General features: G+C 59.8%; 25 protein-coding genes and 1 pseudogene. 10 read left to right on the top strand and 16 right to left on the bottom strand.

Annotated features, from left to right (window positions below):
• Window positions 1-73: 73 nt before the first annotated feature.
• Genes PMI31_RS11985 through exbB form a run of 3 tightly spaced genes read right to left on the bottom strand, consistent with a single transcriptional unit; the run spans window position 74 to window position 2,214 of the window.
• Window positions 74-823, bottom strand: coding sequence for a TonB family protein (locus tag PMI31_RS11985; protein WP_008018276.1), 750 nt, complete (start codon window positions 821-823; stop codon window positions 74-76).
• The gene (gene exbD / locus PMI31_RS11980; RefSeq protein ID WP_008018275.1) at window positions 820-1,248 is read right to left on the bottom strand and encodes a TonB system transport protein ExbD; all 429 of its coding nucleotides are present in this window, start codon (window positions 1,246-1,248) and stop codon (window positions 820-822) included. The genes PMI31_RS11985 and exbD overlap by 4 nt, the downstream gene beginning before the upstream one ends.
• Window positions 1,249-1,254: 6 nt before the next feature.
• Window positions 1,255-2,214 carry a tonB-system energizer ExbB gene (gene exbB / locus PMI31_RS11975; protein ID WP_008018273.1) on the bottom strand — a complete coding sequence of 320 codons (960 nt, stop codon included), beginning with the start codon at window positions 2,212-2,214 and terminating at the stop codon, window positions 1,255-1,257.
• Between the two features lie 188 nt (window positions 2,215-2,402).
• On the opposite strand from exbB, the gene PMI31_RS11970 reads away from it, so the two are divergent.
• Complete coding sequence (locus PMI31_RS11970; protein WP_008018272.1) at window positions 2,403-3,260, top strand: SDR family oxidoreductase; 858 nt, start codon at window positions 2,403-2,405, stop codon at window positions 3,258-3,260.
• Window positions 3,261-3,398: 138 nt separating this feature from the next.
• Here the strand turns inward: PMI31_RS11970 and PMI31_RS11965 are convergent, their stop codons facing one another.
• The 6 genes from PMI31_RS11965 to PMI31_RS11940 form a co-directional block, all read right to left on the bottom strand.
• The gene (locus PMI31_RS11965) at window positions 3,399-4,139 is read right to left on the bottom strand and encodes a hypothetical protein (RefSeq protein WP_008018271.1); all 741 of its coding nucleotides are present in this window, start codon (window positions 4,137-4,139) and stop codon (window positions 3,399-3,401) included.
• Between the two features lie 67 nt (window positions 4,140-4,206).
• Window positions 4,207-4,587 (bottom strand): RidA family protein, encoded by a 381-nt coding sequence (locus PMI31_RS11960; protein ID WP_003229509.1) that lies wholly within the window; start codon window positions 4,585-4,587, stop codon window positions 4,207-4,209.
• 25 nt (window positions 4,588-4,612) lie between these two features.
• Window positions 4,613-6,718: a bifunctional GTP diphosphokinase/guanosine-3',5'-bis pyrophosphate 3'-pyrophosphohydrolase gene (gene spoT, locus PMI31_RS11955; protein ID WP_008018270.1), complete on the bottom strand. Its 2,106-nt coding sequence runs from the start codon at window positions 6,716-6,718 to the stop codon at window positions 4,613-4,615.
• 57 nt (window positions 6,719-6,775) lie between these two features.
• Complete coding sequence (gene rpoZ, locus PMI31_RS11950) at window positions 6,776-7,039, bottom strand: DNA-directed RNA polymerase subunit omega (protein WP_007921129.1); 264 nt, start codon at window positions 7,037-7,039, stop codon at window positions 6,776-6,778.
• A gap of 167 nt (window positions 7,040-7,206) precedes the next feature.
• Window positions 7,207-7,827, bottom strand: a complete 621-nt coding sequence (gene gmk / locus PMI31_RS11945; protein ID WP_003229498.1) for a guanylate kinase — start codon at window positions 7,825-7,827, stop codon at window positions 7,207-7,209.
• Between the two features lie 12 nt (window positions 7,828-7,839).
• Complete coding sequence (locus PMI31_RS11940) at window positions 7,840-8,703, bottom strand: YicC/YloC family endoribonuclease (protein ID WP_008018269.1); 864 nt, start codon at window positions 8,701-8,703, stop codon at window positions 7,840-7,842.
• A gap of 268 nt (window positions 8,704-8,971) precedes the next feature.
• Here PMI31_RS11940 and rph point away from each other — a divergent pair, with 268 nt between their 5' ends.
• From rph to gltS, 3 genes are all read left to right on the top strand, one after another.
• Window positions 8,972-9,694, top strand: coding sequence for a ribonuclease PH (gene rph, locus PMI31_RS11935; RefSeq protein ID WP_008018268.1), 723 nt, complete (start codon window positions 8,972-8,974; stop codon window positions 9,692-9,694).
• Window positions 9,695-9,722: 28 nt separating this feature from the next.
• Complete coding sequence (locus PMI31_RS11930; protein WP_008018267.1) at window positions 9,723-10,091, top strand: DUF4870 domain-containing protein; 369 nt, start codon at window positions 9,723-9,725, stop codon at window positions 10,089-10,091.
• 378 nt (window positions 10,092-10,469) lie between these two features.
• Window positions 10,470-11,675: a sodium/glutamate symporter gene (gene gltS / locus PMI31_RS11925; RefSeq protein ID WP_008018266.1), complete on the top strand. Its 1,206-nt coding sequence runs from the start codon at window positions 10,470-10,472 to the stop codon at window positions 11,673-11,675.
• A gap of 103 nt (window positions 11,676-11,778) precedes the next feature.
• Here the strand turns inward: gltS and PMI31_RS11920 are convergent, their stop codons facing one another.
• Window positions 11,779-12,558 (bottom strand): exodeoxyribonuclease III, encoded by a 780-nt coding sequence (locus PMI31_RS11920; protein WP_003176915.1) that lies wholly within the window; start codon window positions 12,556-12,558, stop codon window positions 11,779-11,781.
• An 82-nt stretch (window positions 12,559-12,640) separates the two neighbouring features.
• On the opposite strand from PMI31_RS11920, the gene pyrE reads away from it, so the two are divergent.
• Entirely contained in the window at window positions 12,641-13,285 is a 645-nt protein-coding gene (pyrE, locus tag PMI31_RS11915; RefSeq protein ID WP_007975175.1) for an orotate phosphoribosyltransferase, read from the top strand.
• Between the two features lie 182 nt (window positions 13,286-13,467).
• On the opposite strand, the gene argB is transcribed toward pyrE, so the two are convergent.
• The 4 genes and pseudogenes from argB to coaBC all read right to left on the bottom strand — a co-directional run bounded on the left by argB (window position 13,468) and on the right by coaBC (window position 17,702).
• Complete coding sequence (argB, locus tag PMI31_RS11910; RefSeq protein WP_007996521.1) at window positions 13,468-14,373, bottom strand: acetylglutamate kinase; 906 nt, start codon at window positions 14,371-14,373, stop codon at window positions 13,468-13,470.
• A 17-nt stretch (window positions 14,374-14,390) separates the two neighbouring features.
• Window positions 14,391-15,767: pseudogene (locus PMI31_RS11905) on the bottom strand (phosphomannomutase/phosphoglucomutase); the annotation flags it as partial.
• Window positions 15,768-16,032: 265 nt separating this feature from the next.
• On the bottom strand, window positions 16,033-16,488 hold the full coding sequence (dut, locus tag PMI31_RS11900) for a dUTP diphosphatase (RefSeq protein ID WP_007975171.1): 456 nt from the start codon (window positions 16,486-16,488) through the stop codon (window positions 16,033-16,035).
• 5 nt (window positions 16,489-16,493) lie between these two features.
• A complete protein-coding gene (gene coaBC, locus PMI31_RS11895) occupies window positions 16,494-17,702 on the bottom strand; it encodes a bifunctional phosphopantothenoylcysteine decarboxylase/phosphopantothenate--cysteine ligase CoaBC (protein ID WP_008018262.1) in 1,209 nt (402 codons plus the stop codon).
• Window positions 17,703-17,837: 135 nt separating this feature from the next.
• On the opposite strand from coaBC, the gene radC reads away from it, so the two are divergent.
• Window positions 17,838-18,512: a RadC family protein gene (radC, locus tag PMI31_RS11890; protein WP_008018261.1), complete on the top strand. Its 675-nt coding sequence runs from the start codon at window positions 17,838-17,840 to the stop codon at window positions 18,510-18,512.
• 128 nt (window positions 18,513-18,640) lie between these two features.
• Here radC and PMI31_RS11885 read toward each other — a convergent pair whose 3' ends face one another.
• Window positions 18,641-20,227: an ABC transporter substrate-binding protein gene (locus tag PMI31_RS11885; protein WP_008018259.1), complete on the bottom strand. Its 1,587-nt coding sequence runs from the start codon at window positions 20,225-20,227 to the stop codon at window positions 18,641-18,643.
• Window positions 20,228-20,670: 443 nt separating this feature from the next.
• Here PMI31_RS11885 and rpmB point away from each other — a divergent pair, with 443 nt between their 5' ends.
• Window positions 20,671-20,904, top strand: coding sequence for a 50S ribosomal protein L28 (gene rpmB, locus PMI31_RS11880; RefSeq protein ID WP_003177273.1), 234 nt, complete (start codon window positions 20,671-20,673; stop codon window positions 20,902-20,904).
• Between the two features lie 11 nt (window positions 20,905-20,915).
• The gene (gene rpmG / locus PMI31_RS11875; protein WP_003177274.1) at window positions 20,916-21,071 is read left to right on the top strand and encodes a 50S ribosomal protein L33; all 156 of its coding nucleotides are present in this window, start codon (window positions 20,916-20,918) and stop codon (window positions 21,069-21,071) included.
• Window positions 21,072-21,258: 187 nt separating this feature from the next.
• On the opposite strand, the gene PMI31_RS11870 is transcribed toward rpmG, so the two are convergent.
• Complete coding sequence (locus PMI31_RS11870; RefSeq protein ID WP_008018258.1) at window positions 21,259-21,621, bottom strand: cupin domain-containing protein; 363 nt, start codon at window positions 21,619-21,621, stop codon at window positions 21,259-21,261.
• Window positions 21,622-21,855: 234 nt separating this feature from the next.
• Here PMI31_RS11870 and PMI31_RS11865 point away from each other — a divergent pair, with 234 nt between their 5' ends.
• Together PMI31_RS11865 and PMI31_RS11860 are read left to right on the top strand one after the other, a co-directional pair.
• Window positions 21,856-23,349 (top strand): aldehyde dehydrogenase, encoded by a 1,494-nt coding sequence (locus PMI31_RS11865; RefSeq protein WP_008018257.1) that lies wholly within the window; start codon window positions 21,856-21,858, stop codon window positions 23,347-23,349.
• Window positions 23,350-23,535: 186 nt separating this feature from the next.
• A partial coding sequence (locus PMI31_RS11860; protein WP_008018256.1) for an MFS transporter occupies window positions 23,536-24,576 on the top strand: 1,041 nt, incomplete at its 3' end.

The raw sequence follows: 24,576 nt of genomic DNA, 5'->3' as shown, positions 1-24,576 counted from the left end.
CGGTGTATCAGCCAACTACGATGTTGGATGTGTGTGCCTCATCGCTAGCAAGCCAGCTCCTACAGCTCAGCCGTTACCGCCGGCGTTTTTCCAGCGAGTAAACAAAGGGTGCAACAATTTCGATCGAGCCGTTGGTCAGCATGTCGGCCGGTGGCTTGGGCAGCGGTTGTGCGCGTCGGATCATTTCCAGGGTGGCCCGGTCCAGATCGGCGGTGCCGGAAGCGCCCACCAGTTCGAACGACAACACGTTGCCTTCGCCGTCCACCACGAAGCGCAGACGGTTCATGCCTTCCTTGCCCCGCGCCTGAGCACTGGCAGGGTACTTTTTGTACTTCTGCAGGTGTGCCAGCAACGTGCCTTGCCAACTGGCCTTCGCCGCTAACTGCGCTGGCGATGGGCCCGGTGCAGGCTGGGCGGATTTTTCCGTCGGTGCCTGAGTCGGCTGCGTGTCGGCAGGCTTCTCTTCGGACGGTTTTTCCTTTGGCGGATCAGGTTTCTTTTCTACCGGTTTGGGCGGCTGCGGCTTGGGCTTGGGTTTGACCGGCTTGGGCACGGCAATTTCAGCTTTCGGCGCTTCAGCGAGCTTGGGTATCGGCAGTTCTTCAACCGGAGCCGGTGGCTGCGGGGGGGGGACGACCTTCGGCGGAGCAGGCGGTGGCGGGGCAGGAACCGGTGCCAGTTCGACCAGCATTGCCTGGGGTGGCAATTCGATGGGCGGGCGGGCGGACCAGTTCAGCGCCAGCGCGATGGCCAGCGCGTGAACGCCCAGCACCACGGCCAGGCTACCGCTGTAACGCGTCAGTTTATGGCGCGTCGTGATCATTTCTTGACTGCCGACTCGAGACCGACCAGACCGACCTTCAGGTAACCCGCCGAGCGCAGGTTATCCATCACGCTCATCAGGTCGCCGTAATCCACGCCTTTGTCGGCCTGGAAGAAGATCGTCGTGTCTTTCTTGCCCTGGGTTTTGGCGTCGAGCGTGGCGCCGAGTGCTTCGGCCTTCACTTCGTCTTCACCGAGGAACAGGCGCTGGTCCGCCTTGACGCTGAGGAATACCGGTTTCTCTGGCCGCGGCGCCGGTTTGGCGGTGGAGGCGGGCAGGTCGACCTTGATGTCCACGGTGGCCAGCGGGGCTGCCACCATGAAGATGATCAACAGCACCAGCATCACGTCGATAAACGGCGTGACGTTGATTTCGTGGTTTTCGGACAGATCGTCGTCTGCCCCTTCTTTCAAATGCAGGCCCATGGCCGATTACCCCACTTTCACCATGTGCGGTTGCGAGCTGCGCTCAGGCTGGTGATCGAGGTCGCGGCTGACCAGCAGCAGGACTTGCGCCGAAGCGTCGGACACCTGCGCCTTGTAGCCGGCGATGGAGCGGGCAAACACGTTGTAGATCACCACCGCCGGAATCGCTGCAACCAGGCCCAGCGCGGTCGCCAGCAGGGCTTCGGCGATGCCGGGAGCCACGACGGCGAGGTTGGTGGTCTGGGTTTTGGCGATGCCGATGAAGCTGTTCATGATGCCCCACACGGTACCGAACAGGCCGACGAACGGCGCGGTGGAACCGATGGTTGCGAGTACGCCGGTGCCGCTGCTCATGTTGCGACCGCAGGCCGCGACCAAGCGCTCAAGGCGGAAGCTGACGCGTTCCTTGATGCCTTCTTTCTCGCGGCTGTTGACCGACAGGCGCATCTCTTCGAGAGCATCATGGACCAGCAGGTTGGCCAGAGTGCCTTCCTTTGCCGCAGTGGCGCTGGCTGCCTTGAGGGAGGCGGATTTTTTCAGCTGGGCGATTTCATCGCGCAGACGACGCTTGGCGCCCATCAACTCAAGACCCTTGGCGATCCAGATGGTCCAGGTGATGATCGAGGCGATGGCCAGGCCGATCATCACGATTTTCACGATGATGTCGGCATTCTTGTACATGCCCCACGGCGACAGGTCATGGGCCATGCCCAGCGTGTTGTCGGCTTCGAGGACTTCAGGAGCGTCTTCGCCAAGGGTGTCCGCAGCCTGAGCCGGGTCGGTGGCGGCAGGCGCCACGGCTGCGTGATCGGCAGGAGCAGCGGCTGCGGCAGCTGGAGTGGCAGGCGCCTGGGCGTCAGCGAAAGCGGCAACCGGTGCCAGCATCAGGCTGAGGAGCAGGGCGGCCACCGCGCTCCAGGCGCGAGGTCGTTTGGTTGGCGAAGCGGGGAATTGATTGCGTGTCATGCTGGCCGGACCTGAGAGAATAAACGGATGATGTTCTTCCAGGCCTCGAAAGGCCGAGAACAAAAGTGGGACGCATTATTGCAAGTAATTCTTGTTAACAAAAGTAATAGCGTCTCTTTTTTTCCTGCATTGCTAGCCGCCTGTCTATTGCCGGCGCTAGTCTGTGGCTTTCCGATGGGAGTTTTCTGATGTCTGCGCCTACTGTTTTGATCGCCGGCTGCGGTGATGTCGGCAGCCGCCTGGCCACGCAATTGCTGGCGGCAGGGTGGGAGGTCCATGGCCTGCGACGGGACGTTTCACGTCTGCCCGAGGGCGTCATCGGCGTTGCCGGTGACTTGTTCAACAAAGACTGCCCGGCCACTTGGCCAGTCGGTGCCGTGGATTACCTGGTGTATTGCGCGGCGGCCACCGATCACGATGAGGCCGGTTACCGTGCGGCCTATGTCCAGGGCCTGGAGCATGTGCTGGAGTGGCTGAACGACTATGGACAGGTGCCCAACCGCCTGCTGTTCGTTTCCAGCAGCAGTGTTTACGGTCAGCAGGATGGCGAATGGATCGACGAGGCTTCACCGGCCGTGGCGGCGGGCTATTCCGGACGTGTGATGCTCGAGGCCGAGCAACTTGCTCTTAAAAGCGGCATACCGGCCAGTATCGTGCGCCTGACCGGCATTTACGGCCCCGGCCGTGAATGGCTGCTGACGCAGGTGCGCCGGGGTTATCGCGTGGCGGTCGAGCCACCGTTGTATGCCAATCGGATTCATGCGGACGATGCCGCAGGGTTGATGGCATGCCTGCTTGAGGCGGATCGGCGTGGAGTGGCGCTGGATGATGTTTATATCGGCGTCGATGACGAGCCGGCAGCGCTGGCCGATGTGGTGAACTGGTTGCGCGGGTATCTGGGCGTGACCGAGTGGGACGACGACGCCAGCGTACGTCGCACCGGCAGCAAGCGTTGCACTAATGCGCGGGCCAAAGCCTTGGGCTGGGCGCCGAAGTATCCGAGCTTCCGCGAGGGGTATGCGGCGATTCTTGAGGGGCGCTGCTAACTTTCAATCACCATAAAACTGTAGGAGCCGGCTTGCCGGCGATAGGACCGTCACATCCAACATCAACGTTGATTGTTACGCCGCTATCGCCGGCAAGCCGGCTCCTACATAGGTATTGCGTTGTTTTTTAGGGGCGGGTTACTGCTTCTCGAGCAACCACTTGCGCTCGCCCGGGGTGAACGAGGGCATCTCGTCCGCCTGCGCCGTGTTCACGGCCTGGAAAATTTCCAGCTCCTTGCCCTTGCGCGCAAAGATCCAGGCGTTGCCCTGGCCGTTGAGTTGCAGCCACATGTTGTCATTGCCGCCGCTCATGGATGCGCAATCGCCGGCCAGGCACAACGCATAACGATCGCTGCCTGGCAGGCCGCTCACCTGGCCGTCGGCCTGGAATTGAACCGTGCTGCCTTCGCCGGGGCCGCTGACGATTGTCCAGCCACCGCCCATGTAGGCTGAATACAGCGCGCGCTCGAAACTGGCGCCGATCGGAGCGCCGTCCGGTACCTGAATCTGGGCGCGATCGAAAACCTGCTCGGGCTCGTTGTCGCTGGCAGACTGGCTCAGTTGCTTGCCGTCACGCTTCAGTTCGCTGGCCGAACTGCCATAAAAGTCGACTTTCCAGGCGCCGGATTCTTCACCCAGCAGTTTGCCTTCGACGTTTTCAAAACCGTTGGTGTAGCGGGCCTGGCTGGCCTTGGTGTTGATGTCCCATTCCAGGTTCGGGCCATAGGCCTGGAGCGCTTCACGCAGGGGGACGCCTTTGGCGGCAGCATCGATCGCCACCTGGTTGATCCAGGTGCCGCTGATATCACGATCGGCAGGGTTGCTGGCACATCCGCCCAGGAACAGGGCGAGCAGCGAGAGAGCAAGCGCGTTGCGCATGGTGGAATCCTTTCAAGCTTTCTTTACAGCAGAGCAGTCGGCGCAGCCCGGGGCTGCGCCGCACGGATTACTCGATGACCAGGATGGCATCCATTTCAACCTGCGAACCCTTTGGCAGGGCTGCTACGCCGATGGCGGCGCGGGCAGGGTAAGGCTGGTCGAAGTACTTGCCCATGATCTCGTTGACCTTGGCGAAGTGGCTCAGGTCGGTGAGGAAAATGTTCAGTTTGACGATGTCCTTGAACGAACCGCCAGCGGCTTCAGCCACGGCCTTGAGGTTTTCGAACACCTGGACGGTCTGGGCTTCGAAGCCTTCGACCAGTTCCATGGTTTTTGGGTCCAGAGGAATCTGACCCGACATGTAAACGGTATTGCCAGCCTTGATCGCCTGGGAGTAAGTACCGATGGCGGCCGGGGCCTTGTCGCTGGTGATAACGGTCTTGGTCATGTATGACTCCTTGTAATGGGGGGGCTTAGGCACGCATGCGGGTGATGCGAGTCACCCCGGTCAGGGCGCGCAGTTTTTTGATCACGCGGGCCAGGTGCACGCGGTCGTGCACGCTGACCACCAACTGGACCACGCTGATGCGACCATCGCGCTCGTCCATGCTGATTTTTTCGATGTTGCCGTCGGCCGCGTTAACGCTGCTGGCCAGCAGGGCGATCAGGCCGCGCTGGTGCTCCAGCTCGACGCGCAGCTCGACGTTGAATTCACCGGTGACATCCTTGGCCCACGAGAGCTGGATGCATTTTTCCGGGTTGTGGCGGATTTCGCTGATGTTGCGGCAGTTGTCCAGGTGCACGACCATGCCTTTGCCCGCGGACAGGTGGCCGACAATCGGGTCGCCCGGGATCGGCGTGCAGCACTTGGCGTAGCTGAGCACCAGGCCTTCGGTACCACGAATGGCCAGCGGGCCTTCCGGGCTTGGCAACTGTTCGCCTTCGCCCAGCAGTCGGCGGGCCACCACATAGGCCATGCGATTGCCCAGGCCGATGTCTTCCAGCAAATCTTCGATCAGTTCGAGACGGTACTCGACGAGCATGGCCTTGACGCGTTCGGCCGGGATTTTTTCCAGCGCGCTGTCAAAACCGTTGAGGACCTTGTTCAGCAGGCGTTCGCCCAAGCTGATGGATTCGGAACGGCGTTGCAGTTTCAGTGCATGGCGAATGTGCGTGCGGGCCTTGCCGGTGACCACGAAGTTGAGCCAGGCCGGGTTCGGCCGCGCGCCGGGAGCGCTGACGATCTCGACCGTGGAGCCGCTTTGCAGCGGTTCGGACAGCGGCGCGAGGCGACGATTGATCCGGCAGGCAATGCAGCTGTTGCCGACGTCGGTGTGTACCGCGTAAGCGAAGTCGACCGCCGTGGAACCCTTGGGCAGCTCCATGATCCGGCCTTTGGGCGTAAACACGTAGACCTCGTCCGGGAACAGGTCGATCTTCACGCTTTCGATGAACTCCAGCGAGTTGCCGGCGCGTTGCTGCATTTCCAGCACGCCCTTGACCCACTGGCGCGCGCGGGCATGGGTGCCTTTGGGCTGCTCGTCGCCGCTGGATTTGTACAGCCAATGGGCGGCGATGCCGTTGTTGGCCATCTCTTCCATTTCGCGGGTGCGGATCTGGATCTCGATCGGCACGCCGTGCATGCCGAACAGCGTGGTGTGCAGCGACTGATAGCCGTTGGCCTTGGGGATCGCGATGTAATCCTTGAAGCGTCCCGGCAGTGGTTTATATAAGTTATGTACAGCACCCAGCACGCGGTAGCAGGTATCGACCTTGTCGACGATGATCCGGAACGCATAGACGTCCATGATCTCGTTGAAGGCCCGACGCTTGCCGCGCATTTTCTTGTAGATGCCGTAGAGGTGTTTCTGGCGACCGCTGACCTCGCCCTGGATGCCATCGATGGCCAGGCAGTGACTGAGGGATTCTTCGATTTTGTTGACGATTTCCTTGCGGTTGCCCCGGGCGCGTTTGACGGCCTGGTAGATCCGTGCGGAACGCATCGGGTGCATGGCCTTGAAGCCGAGGTCTTCGAATTCGATGCGGATGGCGTGCATGCCCAGCCGGTTGGCGATGGGCGCATAGATTTCCAGGGTTTCCTTGGCGATGCGCCGGCGCTTTTCGCCGGACAGCACTTCCAGGGTGCGCATGTTGTGCAGGCGGTCGGCCAGTTTGACCAGGATCACGCGAATGTCGCGGGCCATGGCCATGGCCATTTTCTGGAAGTTTTCGGCCTGGGCTTCGGCCTTGGTCTCGAAGTTCATCTGGGTCAGCTTGCTGACCCCGTCGACCAGTTCGGCCACGGTTTCGCCGAATTGCGCTTGCAGCGCCTCTTTGGCAATACCGGTGTCTTCGATCACGTCATGCAGCATCGCAGCCATCAGGCTCTGATGGTCCATGTGCATGTCGGCAAGAATATTCGCAACCGCGAGTGGGTGCGTGACGTACGCTTCGCCGCTGCGGCGGCGTTGGCCGTCGTGGGCTTGTTCAGCGTAGAAATACGCTCGGCGGACCAGGTTGACCTGGTCCTTGCCGAGGTAGGCCGATAAGCGATCGGCGAGGGCGTCTATGCTCGGCATGATGTCTCCTGCCAAAAGCTGTGATCCCGCGCCGTGCTACGTCGACCAGGCATAGGCTTAGACGGCCTCGTTGGACTCGTCCTCGAATGCAGCAAAAAGCGGTTCATCTTCAACGATTTCGGCTTCGGCGATAGCTGCGTAGTCGATCAGGCCTTCAGCGATTTCGCGCAGGGCGACGACGGTAGGCTTGTCGTTTTCCCATGCTACTTTCGGCTCTTTGCCGCCGGTGGCCAGTTGACGGGCACGCTTGGTAGAGAGCATGACCAGCTCAAAGCGGTTATCCACGTGTTCTAGGCAGTCTTCAACGGTTACGCGGGCCATGGTCTTCCTCGTAGCAAATGCAATATGCGCGCTGCCCGGATGGGCGAGCGGACTCAACAGTTTAAAAAATCACCAGCGATTAGGGAAGCGCTGATTTTTTGACCAAGCCCTTCAACGCGCTGCAAGTGCCAATGTAAAGCCCTTGCAACGGTTTTGGGAAGAGCTGATTAACCGAGCAATTCGGCCAGCAGTTTGCCGAAACGCACCTGTTGGCGTTTCTGCTGCAGCTGATTGGCGCGGAAAATCGCTTTCAGATCGTCCAGCGCGTGGGCGAAATCGTCGTTGATGATCAGGTAATCGTATTCGACGTAATGGCTCATCTCGCTGACGGCTTCACGCATCCGGCCGTCGATGATCTCGTCGCTGTCCTGGCCGCGGTTGGTCAGGCGCTGGTGCAGGGCCTGGAGCGACGGCGGCAGAATGAAAATCGAGCGTGCCTGCGGCATCAGCTTGCGCACTTGCTCGGCGCCTTGCCAGTCGATTTCAAGGATCAGGTCGTGACCTTCGTCCAGTGTCTGCTGCAGGCGGCTTTGCGAGGTGCCGTAAAAGTTGCCGAAGACTTCCGCGCGTTCGAGGAAGTCACCGTGCTCGCCCATCTTTACGAATTCTTCGCGGGTCACGAAGTGATAGTTCACGCCGTCCACTTCACCCGGACGCATGGCACGGGTGGTGTGGGAGATCGATACGCGAATCTCCGGATTGGCGTCGGTCAGGGCCTTGACCAGGCTGCTCTTGCCCGCGCCCGAAGGGGCGGAAATGATGTACAGGGTGCCGGTGCTGTGGGTCATGTCGGGGTAGCCTTACTCAATGTTCTGCACTTGTTCGCGCATCTGCTCGATCAACACCTTGAGGTTGACCGCAGCCTGGGTGCTGCGCGGGTCGAAGGCTTTGGAGCCCAGTGTGTTGGCTTCGCGGTTGAGTTCCTGCATCAGGAAGTCCAGGCGCCGACCGGCAGCGCCGCCGGATTTGAGCACCCGGCGAACTTCGATGATGTGAGTGCTCAGGCGATCCAGTTCTTCGGCGACGTCGCTTTTTTGCGCGAGCATGACCATTTCCTGTTCCAGGCGCTGCGGATCCATCTCGGCCTTCATGTCGGCGAAGCGGTCGAGGACTTTCTGGCGCTGGGTGGCGAGCATTTGCGGGACCAGTTCGCGCAAGGTCACCACGTCTTCTTCGATGGAGCTCAGGCGCTCGTTGATCAGCCGCGCCAGCTCCGCGCCTTCGCGCTCGCGGCCGGCCTTCAGTTCTTTGAGACCCTGATTGAACAGTGCCAGCGCTTCGGCGTTCAAGGCTTGCGGGTCGGTGGCGTCGCCAACCAGTACGCCGGGCCAGGCCAGGACTTCCAGCGGGTTCAGCGCTGCCGGGTTTTTGATCAGGCCGGCGACAGTCTCGGCGGCAGCGACCAGTTGCGCGGCGCGCTCCTGATCGACTTGCAGCGCTTTACCGGTGTTTTCTTCGGTGAAGCGCAGGGTGCATTCGAGCTTGCCTCGCGATACACCCTGGCGCAGGGCTTCACGAACAGCGCCCTCGAGGTCGCGAAAGGACTCCGGCAGGCGCAGGTGGGGTTCCAGGTAGCGGCTGTTGACCGACCGCAGTTCCCAGCTCAGGGTGCCCTGGACGCCGGCTTTTTCGACGCGGGCGAAGGCGGTCATGCTGTGCACCATGGCGGTACCTCACAATGCAAATCGGCACAGAACCGAGGTTCCGGGAGTCCGATATCAATGAATTAAAGCCGACTGGCAGCAAAGGCGCAGGATTGTAGCGCAGTGGCGCGGATGCGCCCAAACACAGGGTGTGACAAAGAGCGGAAGGCCTTCGCCGACACGCGGTACAGAGCCATCGGTCGTCGGCGGATTTTTTTAGAAGTGCCCAGTGGCGGCCGTCGGCTCTATAATGCTCCGCAGTTTTCCGTCCCCAGTACAGGTATTCCCTATGATACGTCCAAGTGGTCGCGCTGCCGATCAGCTCCGCTCGATCCGCATCACTCGCAACTACACCAAACACGCCGAGGGTTCTGTGCTGGTCGAGTTCGGTGATACCAAGGTCATCTGCACCGTCAGCGTTGAACCGGGCGTACCGCGTTTCCTGAAAGGCCAGGGCCAGGGTTGGCTGACTGCCGAGTACGGCATGCTGCCGCGTGCTACCGGCGAGCGTAACCAGCGCGAAGCCAGCCGTGGCAAGCAGGGCGGCCGCACCCTGGAAATCCAGCGTCTGATCGGTCGCTCCCTGCGCGCCGCGCTGGACATGTCCAAACTGGGCGACATCACCCTGTACGTCGACTGCGATGTGATCCAGGCTGATGGCGGTACCCGCACTGCTTCGATCACCGGCTCCATGGTTGCGCTGATCGATGCCTTGAAGGTCATCAAGAAGCGTGGCGGCCTGAAGGGCGGCGACCCGGTCAAACAAATGATCGCCGCAGTATCCGTGGGCATGTACAAGGGGGAGCCGGTGCTCGACCTCGACTATCTGGAAGATTCGGCCGCCGAGACTGACCTGAACGTGGTGATGACCAGCACTGGCGGTTTCATCGAAGTCCAGGGCACTGCCGAAGGCGCGCCGTTCCAGCCTGAAGAGCTGAACGCCATGCTGGAGCTGGCCAGGAAAGGCATGAACGAGATTTTCGAACTGCAAAAGGCCGCACTGGCCGACTGACCGAACCGCTCCAGGCAAGGAGGACACCATGAGTGACGAGCAACTACCGCTGCCCACGCCGAGCCAAGAGGTGCGTCAGTGGGCGATGTTTTGTCACTTGTCCGCCTTGCTGGGGATCTGGATTCCGTTCGGCACGATCATCGGCCCGCTGATTCTCTGGCAGATGAAGCGCGAGATGGACCCGTTCATCGATGCCCAGGGCAAGGAGGCGTTGAATTTTCAGATCACCGTCGCCATTGCCTCGGCCATTTGCTTCCTGCTGATGGTGGTGATTATCGGGTTCTTCCTGTTTGGCCTGATCGCGATCGGTGCGCTGGTGCTGACGATCATTGCCGGAGTTAAGGCCAATGAAGGGTTGCCTTATCGTTACCCGTTCACCTGGCGGTTGATCAAGTAAGCCAGGGCGCTGATGCTGTTTATTTGCCGTCCAATACAAATGCCCCGACATGTCGGGGCATTTTTTTGCAATCAGATTAATCTCTAATGTTGTGTACTTGTTCGCTCGCCATTCAAATGAAGTTCATTCGGGCAAATAATATTTCCTACACGTTTAGTCACAAACTGCGAAGCTCAGTACGGCTTGTAGGCTTGGCAATGAGACTTGGCGGTTGATAAGGTTGCCCCAAGTAATATTTTTCAAGAAATATTTCGATATATTCGGACCATTGACGGCCTCTGAATCCAATACCAATCAGTATTGAGACCAATCAATCTGTTCAAGAGGCGTGTCCAGGTAAAAAGTTCGCCCCTGAATATATAAACAAGAATATCCAGAATGCTTCAGCTTGATTTTTACGGAACACTTGTCGCCGCCTCTTTAGTGCTTTTGCTGGGGCGCGCGCTTGTCACACGTGTCGGTTTTTTACGTACTTATAATATCCCTGAGCCTGTAGCAGGCGGCCTGGTAGTTGCCTTGTGTCTTCTGGCGTTAAGGGCCCTCGATATTGAAGTTCGCTTTGACACCTCGCTGCAAACGCCCTTGATGTTGGCGTTTTTTGCCACCATCGGCTTGAGTGCAGACTTCGCCAGCCTGAAGAAGGGCGGGCGCGTCGTGGGGATATTTCTGCTGGCGGTGGTCGGGCTCCTGGTGATCCAGAATGCCATGGGCATCGGGCTCGCAACGGCGTTGGGGCTCGATCCTTTGATGGGCTTGCTGACTGGCTCGATTACGTTGGCAGGGGGCCACGGTACTGGTGCTGCATGGGGGGCGACGTTCAGCGAAAAGTTCGGTCTGGCGTCTGCCTCTGAACTGGCCATGGCCTCCGCGACGTTTGGCCTGGTGCTGGGCGGTTTGATTGGTGGTCCTGTTGCCCGCCTGCTCATCAGTCGTGTCCAGACCCCCGGCTGCGAGCAAGGAAAGCCACGGTTACCCAGGGGCTTTGAACAGCCGAACAAAGAACGCTCGATCACATCATTTTCGCTTGTCGAGACACTGGCTCTGATCGCTGTCAGTCTGCTGGCGGGCTCACTCCTGAATGGGTGGCTGCAAGGCACCTCATTCGAGTTGCCGACATTCGTTTGCGTGTTGTTCGTGGGGGTACTTTTGCGAAACGGGCTTTCAGCGCTTGGCGTGTATCAGGTATTTGAGCGTGAAGTCTCCGTGTTGGGGAATGTCAGTTTGTCGCTGTTTCTGGCGATCGCTCTGATGTCACTCAAACTGTGGGATCTGGCTGCACTGGCTTTGCCGATCTTCATCATCCTGGCTGCACAAACGTTGGTCATGGCACTGTTTGCGATTTTTGTGACGTTCAGGATGATGGGGAGTAACTACGATGCGGCTGTGCTGGCGGCAGGGCATTGCGGTTTTGGGCTGGGTGCCACGCCAACGGCCATCGCTAACATGCAAGCGGTGACACAACGCTACGGGCCTTCGCAGATAGCATTTTTGGTGGTGCCAATGGTGGGCGCTTTCTTTATCGACATTGTTAATGTCATCGTAATCAAGTTGTACCTTGCATTGCCGTTTTTCTCCGCGGCTTGAAGTTCAGGTCACTTGAGTGCAGCTCATAAAAAATGCCCGTATCTTGCGATACGGGCATTTTCTTGTCTGAGCAATGTCGGCTTTTTTGTCAGTGCAAACAAACCTAGATCGTCAGCGTCCAGTCGTAGTCCACGATCAGCGGTGCGTGTTGCGAGAACCGCGGCTGGCGTGGCAGGCGTGCGCTGCGTACGAAGCGGCGCAGGCCCGGGGTCAGCAGTTGATAGTCGAAGCGCCAACCGAGGTTGAGCATCTCCGCCTGTTCGTTGTCCGGCCACCAGCTGTACTGGTCACCTTCACGGCTGACTTCCCGCAGGGCGTCGACATAACCCATGTTGCCGACAATCTCGTCCATCCAGGCACGTTCAGGTGCCAGGAAGCCCGGAGATTGCTGGCTGTCACGCCAGTTTTTAATATCCAGTTTCTGTTGCGCCACGTACAGCGAGCCACAATAAATGTACTCGCGACGTTTGCGCCGCTGTTTATCCAGATAACGGGCGAAGTCGTCCATTAGCTTGAACTTCTGGTTCAAGTCTTCATCGCCGTTCTGCCCCGAAGGGAGCAGCAAGGTCGCGATGCTGACCTTGTCGAAATCTGCTTGCAGGTAGCGCCCGTAGCGGTCGGCCGTCTCGAAACCGAGACCGCTGATGACAGCCTTCGGTTGCAACCGCGAATACAAAGCCACACCGCCTTGGGCAGGGACTTCAGCATCGCAGGCATAAAGGAAGTAGCCATCCAGTTGGAAGGCTGGGTCATCCAGTTCAAAGGCGGAGGCACGGGTGTCCTGCAGGCAGATGACGTCGGCATTCTGTGCTTGCAGCCAACTGAGCAAACCACGCTCGACTGCAGCCTGAATACCATTGACGTTCACACTGATGATCCGCATAAATGGCCCCAAAAATCGCGTGCGTGTATGATACACGGCGTCAAGCTAATTAGCTAAATCCGTGGTATTTGGGGTTTTTTTCATGCAAGCGTATCAGCGCGATTTCATCCGTTTTGCCATCGATCGCGGCGTTTTGCGCTTCGGTGAGTTCACCCTGAAGTCCGGGCGCACCAGTCCTTACTTCTTCAACGCGGGCTTGTTCAACTCGGGTTCGGCCCTGGCGCAGCTGGGTCGTTTCTACGCCGCTGCCATTGCCGAGAGCGGCATTGCGTTCGACGTGCTGTTTGGCCCTGCGTACAAAGGCATTCCGCTGGCGGCGACCACCGCTGTTGCGCTGGCCGAGCACCACAACCGTGACCTGCCATGGTGCTTCAACCGCAAGGAAGCCAAGGCCCACGGCGAAGGCGGCAGCCTGGTTGGCGCACCGCTGACCGGTGAAGTGCTGATCATCGACGACGTGATCACTGCCGGCACCGCCATCCGTGAAGTGATGCAGATCATCGCCTCCCAGGACGGCGCCAAGGCGGCAGGCGTGCTGATCGCCCTGAACCGTCAGGAGCGCGGCAACGGCGAGTTGTCGGCGATCCAGGAAGTCGAGCGTGACTTCGGCATCCCGGTGATCAGCATCGTTTCGCTGAACCAGGTGCTGGAATTCCTGGCAGACGATCCGCAGCTCAAGCAGCATCTGCCAGCCGTCGAAGCCTACCGCGCCCAGTTCGGCGTCTGATCTGAAGATGGCCTTGCCCGTTTAATCGCTATCGCTGGCAAGCCAGCTCCTACAGAATCGGTGATATCCCTGTAGGAGCTGGCTTGCCAGCGATTGAAGCACCGCGGTTTATCAGGTGAGCATCCGTGCAAAAAAGCCCCGCTCAGCCAGGCTGAGCGGGGCTTTTTTGTGTGCGCTATCGCTTAGTGACGCTTGCGATTGCTGATCAGGGTGCCCACGCCGGTATCGGTGAAGATTTCCAGCAGGATCGCGTTTGGCACGCGGCCGTCGATGATCAACGAGCTGCCCACACCGCCCTGGACCGCTTCCAGCGCGCAACGGATCTTCGGCAGCATGCCGCCGTAGATGGTGCCGTCGGCGATCAGCTCGTCGACCTGTGCAGTGCTCAGGCCGGTCAGGACCTTGCCCGACTTGTCCATCAGGCCGGCGATGTTGGTCAGCAGCATCAGCTTCTCGGCCTTCAACGCTTCGGCGACTTTACCGGCCACCAGGTCAGCGTTGATGTTGTACGACTCGCCATTGGCGCCGACACCGATGGGCGCGATCACCGGAATGAAGTCGCCCTTGACCAGCAGGTTCAGCAGGTCGGTGTTGATCCCGACCACTTCGCCCACATGGCCGATGTCGATGATTTCCGGGGTGGTCATCTCCGGGGTCTGGCGGGTGACGGTGAGCTTCTTCGCACGAATCAGCTCGGCGTCCTTGCCGGTCAGGCCGATGGCGCTGCCGCCATGACGGTTGATCAGGTTGACGATGTCCTTGTTGACCTGGCCGCCGAGGACCATTTCCACCACGTCCATGGTCGCGGCGTCGGTGACGCGCATGCCGTCGACAAAGTGACTCTCGATCGACAGTCGCTTGAGCAGGTCACCGATTTGCGGACCGCCGCCGTGAACCACCACCGGGTTGATACCCACGGCCTTCATCAGCACGATGTCGCGGGCGAAGCCGGTTTTCAGCTCCTCGCTTTCCATCGCGTTGCCGCCGTATTTGATCACCAGTGTCTTGCCGACATAACGGCGGATGTAAGGTAACGCTTCGGACAGGACCTTGGCGGTGTTGGCGGCGGCTTCGCGTTCGAGGGTCATTCAGGGCTCCGGGTGAATCAGAACGGTAGTTGGAGATCAGGTGCAACGCGCTTGAGCTGGATGCGGAACACATCCTTGATGCGTTGCAGTTCAGCCTCGTCATCGGCCTCGAAACGCAGCACCAGCACCGGTGTGGTGTTGGATGCGCGTACCAGGCCCCAGCCTTTGGCATAGTCGACTCGCACGCCGTCAATGGTGGTCAGGTCGGCGCCTGCGCCCCACTGCGCATCGTGCAATGCATCAATGATGCTGAATTTGCTCTCTTCGGTCACATGGATATTGATTTCCGGCGTAGAAATATCGTTCGGGAAGGTAGCGAACAACTCTTCGGCCGAGGATTTTTCCTTGCTGAGGATCTCCAGCAACCGCGCGGCGCTGTAAATGCCGTCGTCGAAACCGAACCAGCGCTCCTTGAAGAAGATGTGCCCGCTCATTTCGCCGGCCAACAGGGCGCCGGATTGTTTCATTTTCTTTTTGATCAACGAGTGACCGGTCTTCCACATTAGCGAGCGGCCGCCGTATTCCTTGATCAGCGGGATCAGGCGGCGGGTGCATTTGACGTCGAAGATGATCTCGGCGCCAGGGTTGCGCGCCACGACGTCGCGGGCGAACAGCATCAGCAGGCGGTCCGGGTAGACGATGCTGCCGGTGTTGGTTACCACGCCGACGCGGTCGCCATCACCATCGAAGGCCAGGCCGATGTCAGCCTTGGTTTCCTTGACCTTGTTGATCAGGTCCACGAGGTTTTCAGGCTTGCCCGGGTCCGGGTGGTGGTTCGGGAAGTTGCCATCCACTTCGCAGAACAGCGGGATGACTTCGCAGTTCAGCGCTTCGATCAGTTGCGGGGCGATCACGCCGGCCGCGCCGTTGCCGCAATCGACGACCACTTTCAGACGACGGGCCAGCTTGATGTCCTGGACGATTTCAGTGGTGTAGCGGTCGAGAATCTCGACCTGGGTGATGCTGCCCTGGCCACTGCTCAGGTTGTTGGTCTTGAGGCGGTCGTGCAGGGCCTGGATCTGTTCGTTGGCCAGGGTGTCGCCGGCGATGACGATCTTGAAGCCGTTGTAGTTCGACGGGTTGTGGCTGCCGGTGAGCATTACACCGGATTTGCCGGCGAGCACGTTGGCGGCGTAGTAGAGCGCCGGAGTCGGGACCAGGCCGACATCGCTGACGTGGCAGCCGCTGTCGGCGATGCCTTTGATCAGTTGCGCGACCAACTCCGGGCCGGACAAGCGGCCATCGCGACCGACGGACACGTTCGGTTCGCCCTGGGCCAGGCTCTGGGAGCCGACGGCGCGGCCGATCCAGTAAGCGGTCTCAGCGTTCAGGAACTCCGGAACGGTGCCGCGAATGTCATAGGCGCGGAAAATGCTGTCAGGGAACTTGGGTGCGATGTTGGCCGGGGTGTTCATCTGTGGAAATGCTCCATCTCGAAAGTGGCTGGACAGGCCGCCGAGTCATTCGACGGCAGGTTCAAACTGAAGGGTATGACGGCGTTTTCCACAGAGAGTTCGTGGTATGAAAGGGCCATGACGCCCCTGACGGCAAGGGTTTGGCCCGGTAATGCCTTGATTTTCGGTGCTAAACCTTGCAGATGACAATTTGAATTTTGTGGCGAGGGAGCTTGATCCGCCGCCACGGAAGAGCGTGACCGGATCAACGGGTACCGGTATGGCCGAAACCGCCAGTGCCGCGCTCGGTTTCAACAAACTCTTCAACCATCTCGAAATGAGCCTGCACCACCGGCACCAGCACCAGTTGCGCCAGGCGCTCGCCAACCGGCATGGTGAATTCGGTCTGGCCGCGGTTCCAGCAGGAGACCATCAATGGGCCCTGGTAGTCGGAGTCGATCAGCCCCACCAGGTTGCCCAGCACGATGCCGTGCTTATGGCCCATCCCCGAGCGCGGCAGAATCAGCGCCGCCAGGTTCGGGTCACCGATGTAGACCGACAGACCAGTGGGGATCAGCACGGTTTCACCCGGCTTGATCACGGTGTCCTGTTCCAGCATGGCGCGCAGGTCGAGGCCGGCGGAGCCTGGTGTGGCGTATTGCGGCAGCGGGAATTCGGTGCCGATGCGGGGGTCGAGGATCTTGGCTTGCAAAGCGTGCATGTAAATTAAACCTGGTTCAGACGTTCGGCGATAAAAGTGATCAGCTGGCGAGCAATCTTGCTCTTGCTGGTCTGGGCGAAGAGTGTGGCGTGAAGCTCACGGTCGATGACGCTGCAGGCGTTTTCTTCGCTGTTGAAGCCAATGCTCGGGTTGGCGACGTCGTTGGCGACGATCAAATCGAGATTCTTGTCTTTCAACTTGCGAGCAGCGTAATCGAGCAGGTGCTCGGTCTCGGCGGCGAAACCGACACTGAACGGGCGGTCAGGACGGGTGGCGATGGTGGCCAGAATGTCCGGGTTGCGCACCATCTGCAGCAGCAAGCCGTCGCCGTTCGTAGGATCTTTCTTGAGTTTCTGTGGGGCGACGACTTCCGGGCGGTAATCTGCGACTGCTGCCGAGGCGATGAACAGGTCGCAAGGGATCGCCGCTTCGCAGGCGGCCAACATGTCGCGGGCGCTGACCACGTCGATGCGGGTGACGCGATCCGGGGTCGGCAGGTGCACCGGACCGGTGATCAGGGTCACGCGTGCACCCGCTTCCACGGCCGCTTCGGCCAGGGCAAAGCCCATTTTCCCGGAGCTGTGGTTGGTGATGTAACGCACCGGGTCGATGTTTTCCTGGGTCGGGCCGGCGGTGATCAGCACGTGTTTACCGGTCAGTGCCTGACGCTGGAAGCAGTCGGCGGCGCATTGGGCCAGTTCAAGGGCTTCGAGCATGCGCCCCAGGCCGACGTCGCCACAGGCCTGGCTGCCGGAGGCCGGGCCGAAGACCTTGATGTTGCGGCTTTCGAGGGTTTGCAGGTTGGCCTGGGTCGCCGGATCGCGCCACATGGCCTGGTTCATGGCCGGCGCAACGGCGACCACCGCGTCGGTGGCCAGTACCAGCGTGGTCAGCAGGTCATCGGCGATGCCTTGGGCGAGGCGGGCGATCAGGTCCGCCGTGGCGGGGGCGATCAGCACCAGGTCGGCCCATTTGGCCAGTTCGATGTGGCCCATGGCCGCTTCGGCCGCCGGGTCCAGCAGGTCCAGGTGGACCGGGTGCCCGGATAGAGCCTGCATGGTCAACGGTGTGATGAACTCTGCGCCGCCTCGGGTCATGACCACGCGCACTTCGGCGCCCTGATCGATCAGGCGGCGAACCAGGTCGGCGCTCTTGTAGGCAGCGATGCCGCCGCCGACGCCCAGAACAATGCGTTTCCGATACAGCCGCTGCATAGGCCTGCCTTTCAATTCGTTGGTGACATACGTGGCGAAACCCCCTCCCCAGGGTGAATTCGCCCGCAAAAAAGATGGGCTACGATATCACAGCGACCGCTACGGAACAGCGGTGCCCACAGACAGGGAGGTGCTATGAGTATTCGCGATTGGCCAGCGGCGGAACGGCCACGGGAGAGGTTGCTCGAACAGGGCTCGGGAAGTCTTTCGGACGCCGAACTGCTGGCGATATTTTTACGGACAGGCGTGGTGGGTAAAAGCGCAGTAGATCTGGCGCGACACCTGTTGAATCAGTTTGGCAGCCTGCGTTCGCTGCTTGAAGCCGATCAGGAAACGTTCAGCAAGCAGTTGGGGCTTGGGCCGGCGAAATTTGCTCAATTGCAAGCTGCTCAAGAAATGAGCAGGCGTCATTTGGCCGAGCGTGCGCGCCAAAAATCGGCACTGGAGAATCCGCAGGCGGTTCGCGAGTACCTGAAATCGATGCTGCGTCACGAGCCACACGAGGTGTTTGGTTGCCTGTTTCTCGATTCCAAGCATCAGGTGCTGGGGTTTGAGACGCTGTTTCGCGGCTCCATCGACAACACCAGCGTGCATCCGCGAGAGGTGGTCAAGCGCGCCTTGGCCAACAACGCAGCGGCATTGATCCTCTGTCACAACCACCCGTCGGGTAACTCCGACCCCAGTCAGGCCGACCGAGTGCTCACCAAGCGCCTGCAAAAGGCGTTGGAGCTGATTGATGTGCGGGTGCTCGACCACTTCATCATCGGTGATGGCGACCCACTGTCGATGGCGGAGTATGGGTGGATGTAACGGGATGCACGCGGACATTGTAGGAGCCGGCTTGCTGGCGATGGGGCCAGCAGATCCAGCATGGGTGCTGAGCGTGCCGACGCTATCGCCAGCAAGCCGGCTCCTACAGGGTTCTGTGTTGAGGCGGATTACTTGACGTTCACCTTCGAGTAATCCTGCCGACCGAACGGGCTGACCGAGTACCCCTCGACATCCTTGCGTGTCAGCGCAAAGGCCGTCGGGTGGGCCAGGGGTAGCCACAGCGCCTGCTGCTGGATCTGCGTCTGGGCCTGTTCGTAGAGCTTGCTGCGCACACCTTGCTCGCCGGTGGTCTTGCCGGCGCTGATCAGCTTGTCCAGGTCCTGGTTGCAGTAGCGGGCGAAGTTGGTGCCGGATTTGACGGCGGCGCAGGAAAACTGCGGCGTGAGGAAGTTGTCCGGGTCGCCGTTATCGCCAGCCCAGCCCATGAACAGCAAGTCGTGTTCACCGGCCTTGGCGCGGCGAATCAGTTCGCCCCATTCGATCACGCGGATCTCGGCCTGAATGCCGATTTCCGCGAGGTCGGACTGCAGCAGTTGAGCGCCGAGGCTTGGGTTGGGGTTGAGCAGGCTGCCGGAGGGGCGGGTCCAGATGGTGGTCTGGAAGCCATCCTTGAGCCCGGCCTTGACCATCAGCGCCTTGGCCTTCTGGATGTCGTGAGGGTAACCCGGAAGGTTTTTCGCGTAGCTCCAGGTATTGGGCGGATACGGGCCGTTGGCCGCCTCGGCGGTGTCTTCGAACACGGCTTTGACATAGTTGGCCTTGTCGAAGGCAAGGTTGATGGCCTGACGGACTTCAGGTTTGTCCAGTGGTGGATGCTGGCTGTTGATGCCGACGAATGCGGTCATGAACGCGTCAGTCTTTTCGACTTTCAGGGTCGGCTCTTTCAGCGCTTCCTGTACGTCCAGAGGCTTGGGTGACAGGGCGATCTGGCATTCGTTACGGCGCAATTTCTGCAGGCGCACGTTGGCGTCCGGCGTGATGGCAAAGATCAGCGGATCTACAGAGGGTTTGCCACCGAAGTAATCAGGGTTGGCTTTGTAGCGAACCGAGGCGTCCTTCTGGAAGCGGGTGAACACGAACGGCCCCGTGCCAATTGGCTGGCTGTTGAACTTCTCGGGCGTGCCTGCCTTCATCAGTTTGTCGGCGTACTCGGCTGAATAGATCGAGGCGAAGCCCATGCTCAGGGTCGCCAGGAAGGTCGAGTCCGGGTGGTCGAGGGTGAAACGCACGGTCTGCGGATCGAGGGCGTCGATCTTCTTGATCAGTGCAGGCAACTGCATCGATTGCGCATGCGGGAAGCCGCTCTGGGCGACTTTGTGCCACGCATTGGCCGGGTCGAGCATGCGGTCGAAGCTGAAAATCACGTCTTCGGCATTCAGGTCGCGCGTCGGGGTGAAGTACTCGGTGCGATGGAATTTCACTTGCGGGTGCAATTTGAACACGTAGGTCAGGCCGTCGGGGCTGACGTCCCAGCTGTCGGCGAGGCTGGCGACCACTTTGCCACTGGCCGTGTCGAAGTCCACCAGGCGATTCATCAACACATCGGCCGAGGCGTTGGTGGTGGTCAGCGAGTTGTACTGCACCACGTCGAACCCTTCGGGGCTGGCCTCGGTGCAGACGCTCAGGGCGGCGGCAAAGGCCTGTGGGCTCAGCAGAAGCGGGGCGAGCAGCAGCGGTAGGGCAGCGAGGCGCATGGTCGGTTCCTTTACAGATCGAAGGCCCATCTGCAAGTGCAGTCTGGAAAAGGCTTACCCTAGTAGGCTCTTTTGCAAATGACTATCCCCTTTTTCATTTTGAGGTGACTATAGGCGCCTGATTTTGCTGTGCCCGCTTGGGAAACCCGCGATTGAGGTGTCTGGCAGATTTTCTGCGACGAGCGGTCGCAAGCGCCGACAGCCTTTATCCAAAGCGCTTGAGGCAGGAAAAAACGGGTTTTTATCAGTTCAAGGCACAGCGAATGTTGTTGCTCTCCAGTCTTTCTGGTATAAAGCAGCGCTCTTTTCTAGGGGCCCGGTTCCTTCACTGTAGGTGTAGCCGGTAAGACCTCTAAAGAATCGCGGCGCCTGGCGCCACAATGACTAGAGATTAAGCGGCCAACCCATGCCGGGTTGGGCATGTGGTTTTAGAGGGCTGAGGCATGTCTAGAGTATGTCAAGTTACCGGTAAGGGTCCGGTGACTGGGAATAACATTTCCCACGCAAACAACAAAACCCGTCGTCGTTTCCTGCCGAACCTGCAGCATCACCGCTTCTGGGTTGAAGAAGAGAAACGTTTTGTGCGTCTGCGCGTATCTGCCAAAGGCATGCGCATCATCGACAAGCGTGGCATCAGTGTCGTGCTGGCCGAACTTCGTCGCGATGGCAAGGTTTAAGGGAGCTAATCATGCGTGAATTGATTCGTTTGATTTCGAGCGCCGGTACTGGTCACTTCTACACTACCGACAAGAACAAGCGTACTACTCCGGACAAAATCGAGATCAAGAAATATGATCCGGTTGTTCGCAAGCACGTGATCTACAAAGAAGGCAAAATCAAGTAATTGATTTTTCTCTCTTACGAAAAAGGCCCGTATCGCGAGATACGGGCCTTTTTTGTTGCCTTCTGGTTATGCGTCGTCTGTCAGGGCCTCATCGCGGGCAAGCCACGCTCCCACAGGTTTTGGGATCGACGTAGATCCCTGTGGGAGCGGGCTTGCCCGCGATGGGGCGGCCGATTCAGCGCAAAATTCAAGCCTTCTGTTCAAACGCCACATAGATCTTGCGGCATGGCTCCAGCACTTCCCAGGTGCCGCGAAAGCCTGCCGGGATCACGAAGCGATCACCCACGCGCAGCGTCTTGGCATTGCCATCAAGGTCGCGCAGTACGGAAACCCCCTGCACGATTTCGCAGTATTCATGTTCGGTGAAGTTCACCGTCCACTGGCCGACAGCCCCTTCCCACACGCCGGCGTTCAATTGGCCGCAAGGGCTGTTGTAGTGGTTGTACACCGCTTGCTCGGGATCGCCCTTCAGCACTTTGGTCGGATCCGGGCGATAGCGCTCGGCGGCGGTGGTGGCCTGGCTGAAGTCGACGATATTCTGGATGCTCATTGTTGTATTCCCCCGTGAATGCGACGCGAGTGGTTGGTAGAAGCAAAGTCTATGTTTATTAAAATGAACATCGCAAGGCCGTTTGCCGGCGTTATGTCAAATATATTGAAACTTCACCTGCCGCTGGTTTAGGGTGGTGGTTGCCTTGGGCCGACAAGCAGGCTGGCCGGGCAGAATTCCTGACAGCGCCCGCGAAGAACGCGGGTGTCGTATCAATAAGAGGAGGACACTCGCATGACCACCCTGACCCGTGCCGACTGGGAACAACGTGCCCGCGACCTGAAAATCGAAGGCCGCGCTTATATCAATGGCGAATACACCGACGCCGTTTCCGGCGAGACCTTCGAGTGCATCAGCCCGGTCGATGGCCGTCTGCTGGGCAAGATTGCCAGCTGTGACGCCGCCGATGCCCAGCGCGCTGTGGAAAACGCCCGTGCCACGTTCAATTCCGGTGTCTGGTCGCGCCTGGCGCCGACCAAGCGCAAATCCACCATGATCCGTTTCGCCGGCCTGCTCAAACAGCACGCCGAAGAGCTGGCCCTGCTTGAAACCCTGGACATGGGCAAGCCGATCAGCGATTCCCTGTACATCGACGTTCCCGGCGCGGCACAAGCCCTGAGCTGGAGCGGCGAAGCCATCGACAAGATCTACGACGAAGTAGCGGCCACCCCGCACGATCAACTGGGCCTGGTGACCCGTGAGCCGGTGGGTGTTGTTGGCGCCATCGTGCCGTGGAACTTCCCGCTGATGATGGCGTGCTGGAAACTGGGTCCGGCGCTGTCCACCGGTAACTCGGTGATCCTCAAACCGTCCGAAAAATCCCCGTTGACCGCCATCCGTATCGCTGAACTGGCTGTCGAAGCCGGCATCCCGAAAGGCGTGCTGAACGTATTGCCGGGTTACGGTCATACCGTCGGCAAGGCCCTGGCCCTGCATAACGACGTCGACACCCTGGTGTTCACCGGCTCGACCAAAATCGCCAAGCAACTGTTGATCTACTCCGGCGAGTCGAACATGAAGCGCGTCTGGCTCGAAGCCGGTGGCAAGAGCCCGAACATCGTGTTCGCCGATGCGCCGAACCTGCAGGATGCAGCCGAAGCCGCTGCTGGCGCCATCGCCTTCAACCAGGGCGAAGTCTGCACCGCCGGTTCGCGCCTGCTGGTGGAGCGTTCGATCAAGGACAAATTCCTGCCGCTGGTGATCGAGGCGCTGAAAGCCTGGAAGCCGGGTAACCCGCTGGACCCGGCGACCAATGTTGGCGCGCTGGTCGATACCCAACAGATGAACACCGTACTGTCCTACATCGAGTCCGGTCATGCCGACGGCGCCAGGTTGGTGGTCGGTGGCAAGCGTACGCTCCAGGAAACTGGCGGTACTTACGTTGAGCCGACCATTTTCGATGGTGTGAGCAATGCGATGAAAATCGCCCAGGAAGAAATTTTCGGCCCGGTACTGTCGGTCATCGAATTCGACAGCGCCGAAGAAGCCATCGCGATCGCCAACGACACGCCGTACGGCCTGGCCGCTGCGGTCTGGACTGGCGACATTTCCAAGGCGCACCTCACCGCCCGCGCACTGCGTGCCGGTAGCGTGTGGGTCAACCAGTACGATGGCGGCGACATGACCGCTCCGTTCGGTGGCTTCAAGCAGTCCGGCAACGGTCGCGACAAGTCCCTGCACGCGTTCGACAAATACACCGAGTTGAAGGCGACCTGGATCAAGTTGTAAGCCGTTAAGGGAGGTCTGTTATAGAGCAGGCCTCCCGAACGACACAGATCCCTTGTGGGAGCGAGCTTGCTCGCGATAGCGGTGTAACAGTCGACTTCAATGTTGAATGTTGTTCCGTCATCGCGAGCAAGCTCGCTCCCACAATGTTTTGTGTTGTACATAAAAATATCCACAGGAGCGTGGAGTATGCGTTGGGCGACTTATTTCGCCGTTTTGGCATCTGTCTTAAGTGTCGGCCTGGCCCTGGGTGTCAGCATGCCGCTGGTGTCGTTTCGCCTGGAGAGCTGGGGCTACGGCTCGTTTGCCATTGGCGTTATGGCTGCGATGCCGGCCATCGGCGTCCTGTTGGGGGCGAAAATCTCCAGCCATCTGGCGGCACGATTCGGCACGGCCAATCTGATGCGCCTGTGTCTGTGGGGTGGGGCGGTTTCGATCGGCTTGCTCGCACTGTTGCCGAGCTATCCGATCTGGTTGGTACTGAGGCTGATGATCGGGGTGATCCTGACCCTTGTATTCATCATCGGTGAAAGCTGGATCAATCAACTGGTGGTCGAGCAATGGCGCGGGCGACTGGTGGCGTTGTATGGCAGCAGCTATGCACTGAGTCAGCTGGCAGGGCCAGTGTTGCTGGGCTTCCTCGGTACGGGGCACGATTATGGCTTTTGGGTGGGTGTCGGCTTGTTGATGGCGGCTCCATTCCTGTTGTTGGGGCGCAGTGGTGCGCCGAGCAGCGAGGCCAGCAGCGTGACCTTGAATGATTTGCTCGGTTTCTGTCGTGGCTTGCCGGCGATTGCCTGGGCGGTGTCATTGTTCGCCGCGTTCGAGGCGATGATTCTGACGCTGTTGCCGGTCTATTGCCTGCGCCAGGGCTTCACCACGGAGATCGCCCTGGCGATGGTCAGTACGGTAGTGGTCGGCGATGCGGTGCTGCAATTGCCGATTGGTGCGTTGGCCGATCGCTTGTCGCGACGCGCGTTGTTCACCGGTTGTGCAGTGGTTTTGCTGATGTCGAGCCTGGCGATTCCGATGCTGATCGATACGCTGCTGATCTGGCCATTGTGGGTGCTGTTCGGCGCCAGCGCCGGTGGGTTGTTCACCTTGTCACTGATCCTGATCGGCGAGCGTTATCGCGACGACGCACTGGTACGCGCCAACGCGCATATTGCCCAGCTGTGGGGGATTGGTTGTCTGATCGGGCCGTTGCTGGCGGGCGCCGGCAGCCAGTGG

The sequence above is a fragment of the Pseudomonas sp. GM55 genome (genome assembly GCF_000282395.1).
Lineage (GTDB): Bacteria > Pseudomonadota > Gammaproteobacteria > Pseudomonadales > Pseudomonadaceae > Aquipseudomonas > Aquipseudomonas fluorescens_CC.
The sequence above is the reverse complement of the archived record's forward strand: the minus strand, read 5'-3'. Positions and strand labels throughout refer to the sequence as shown.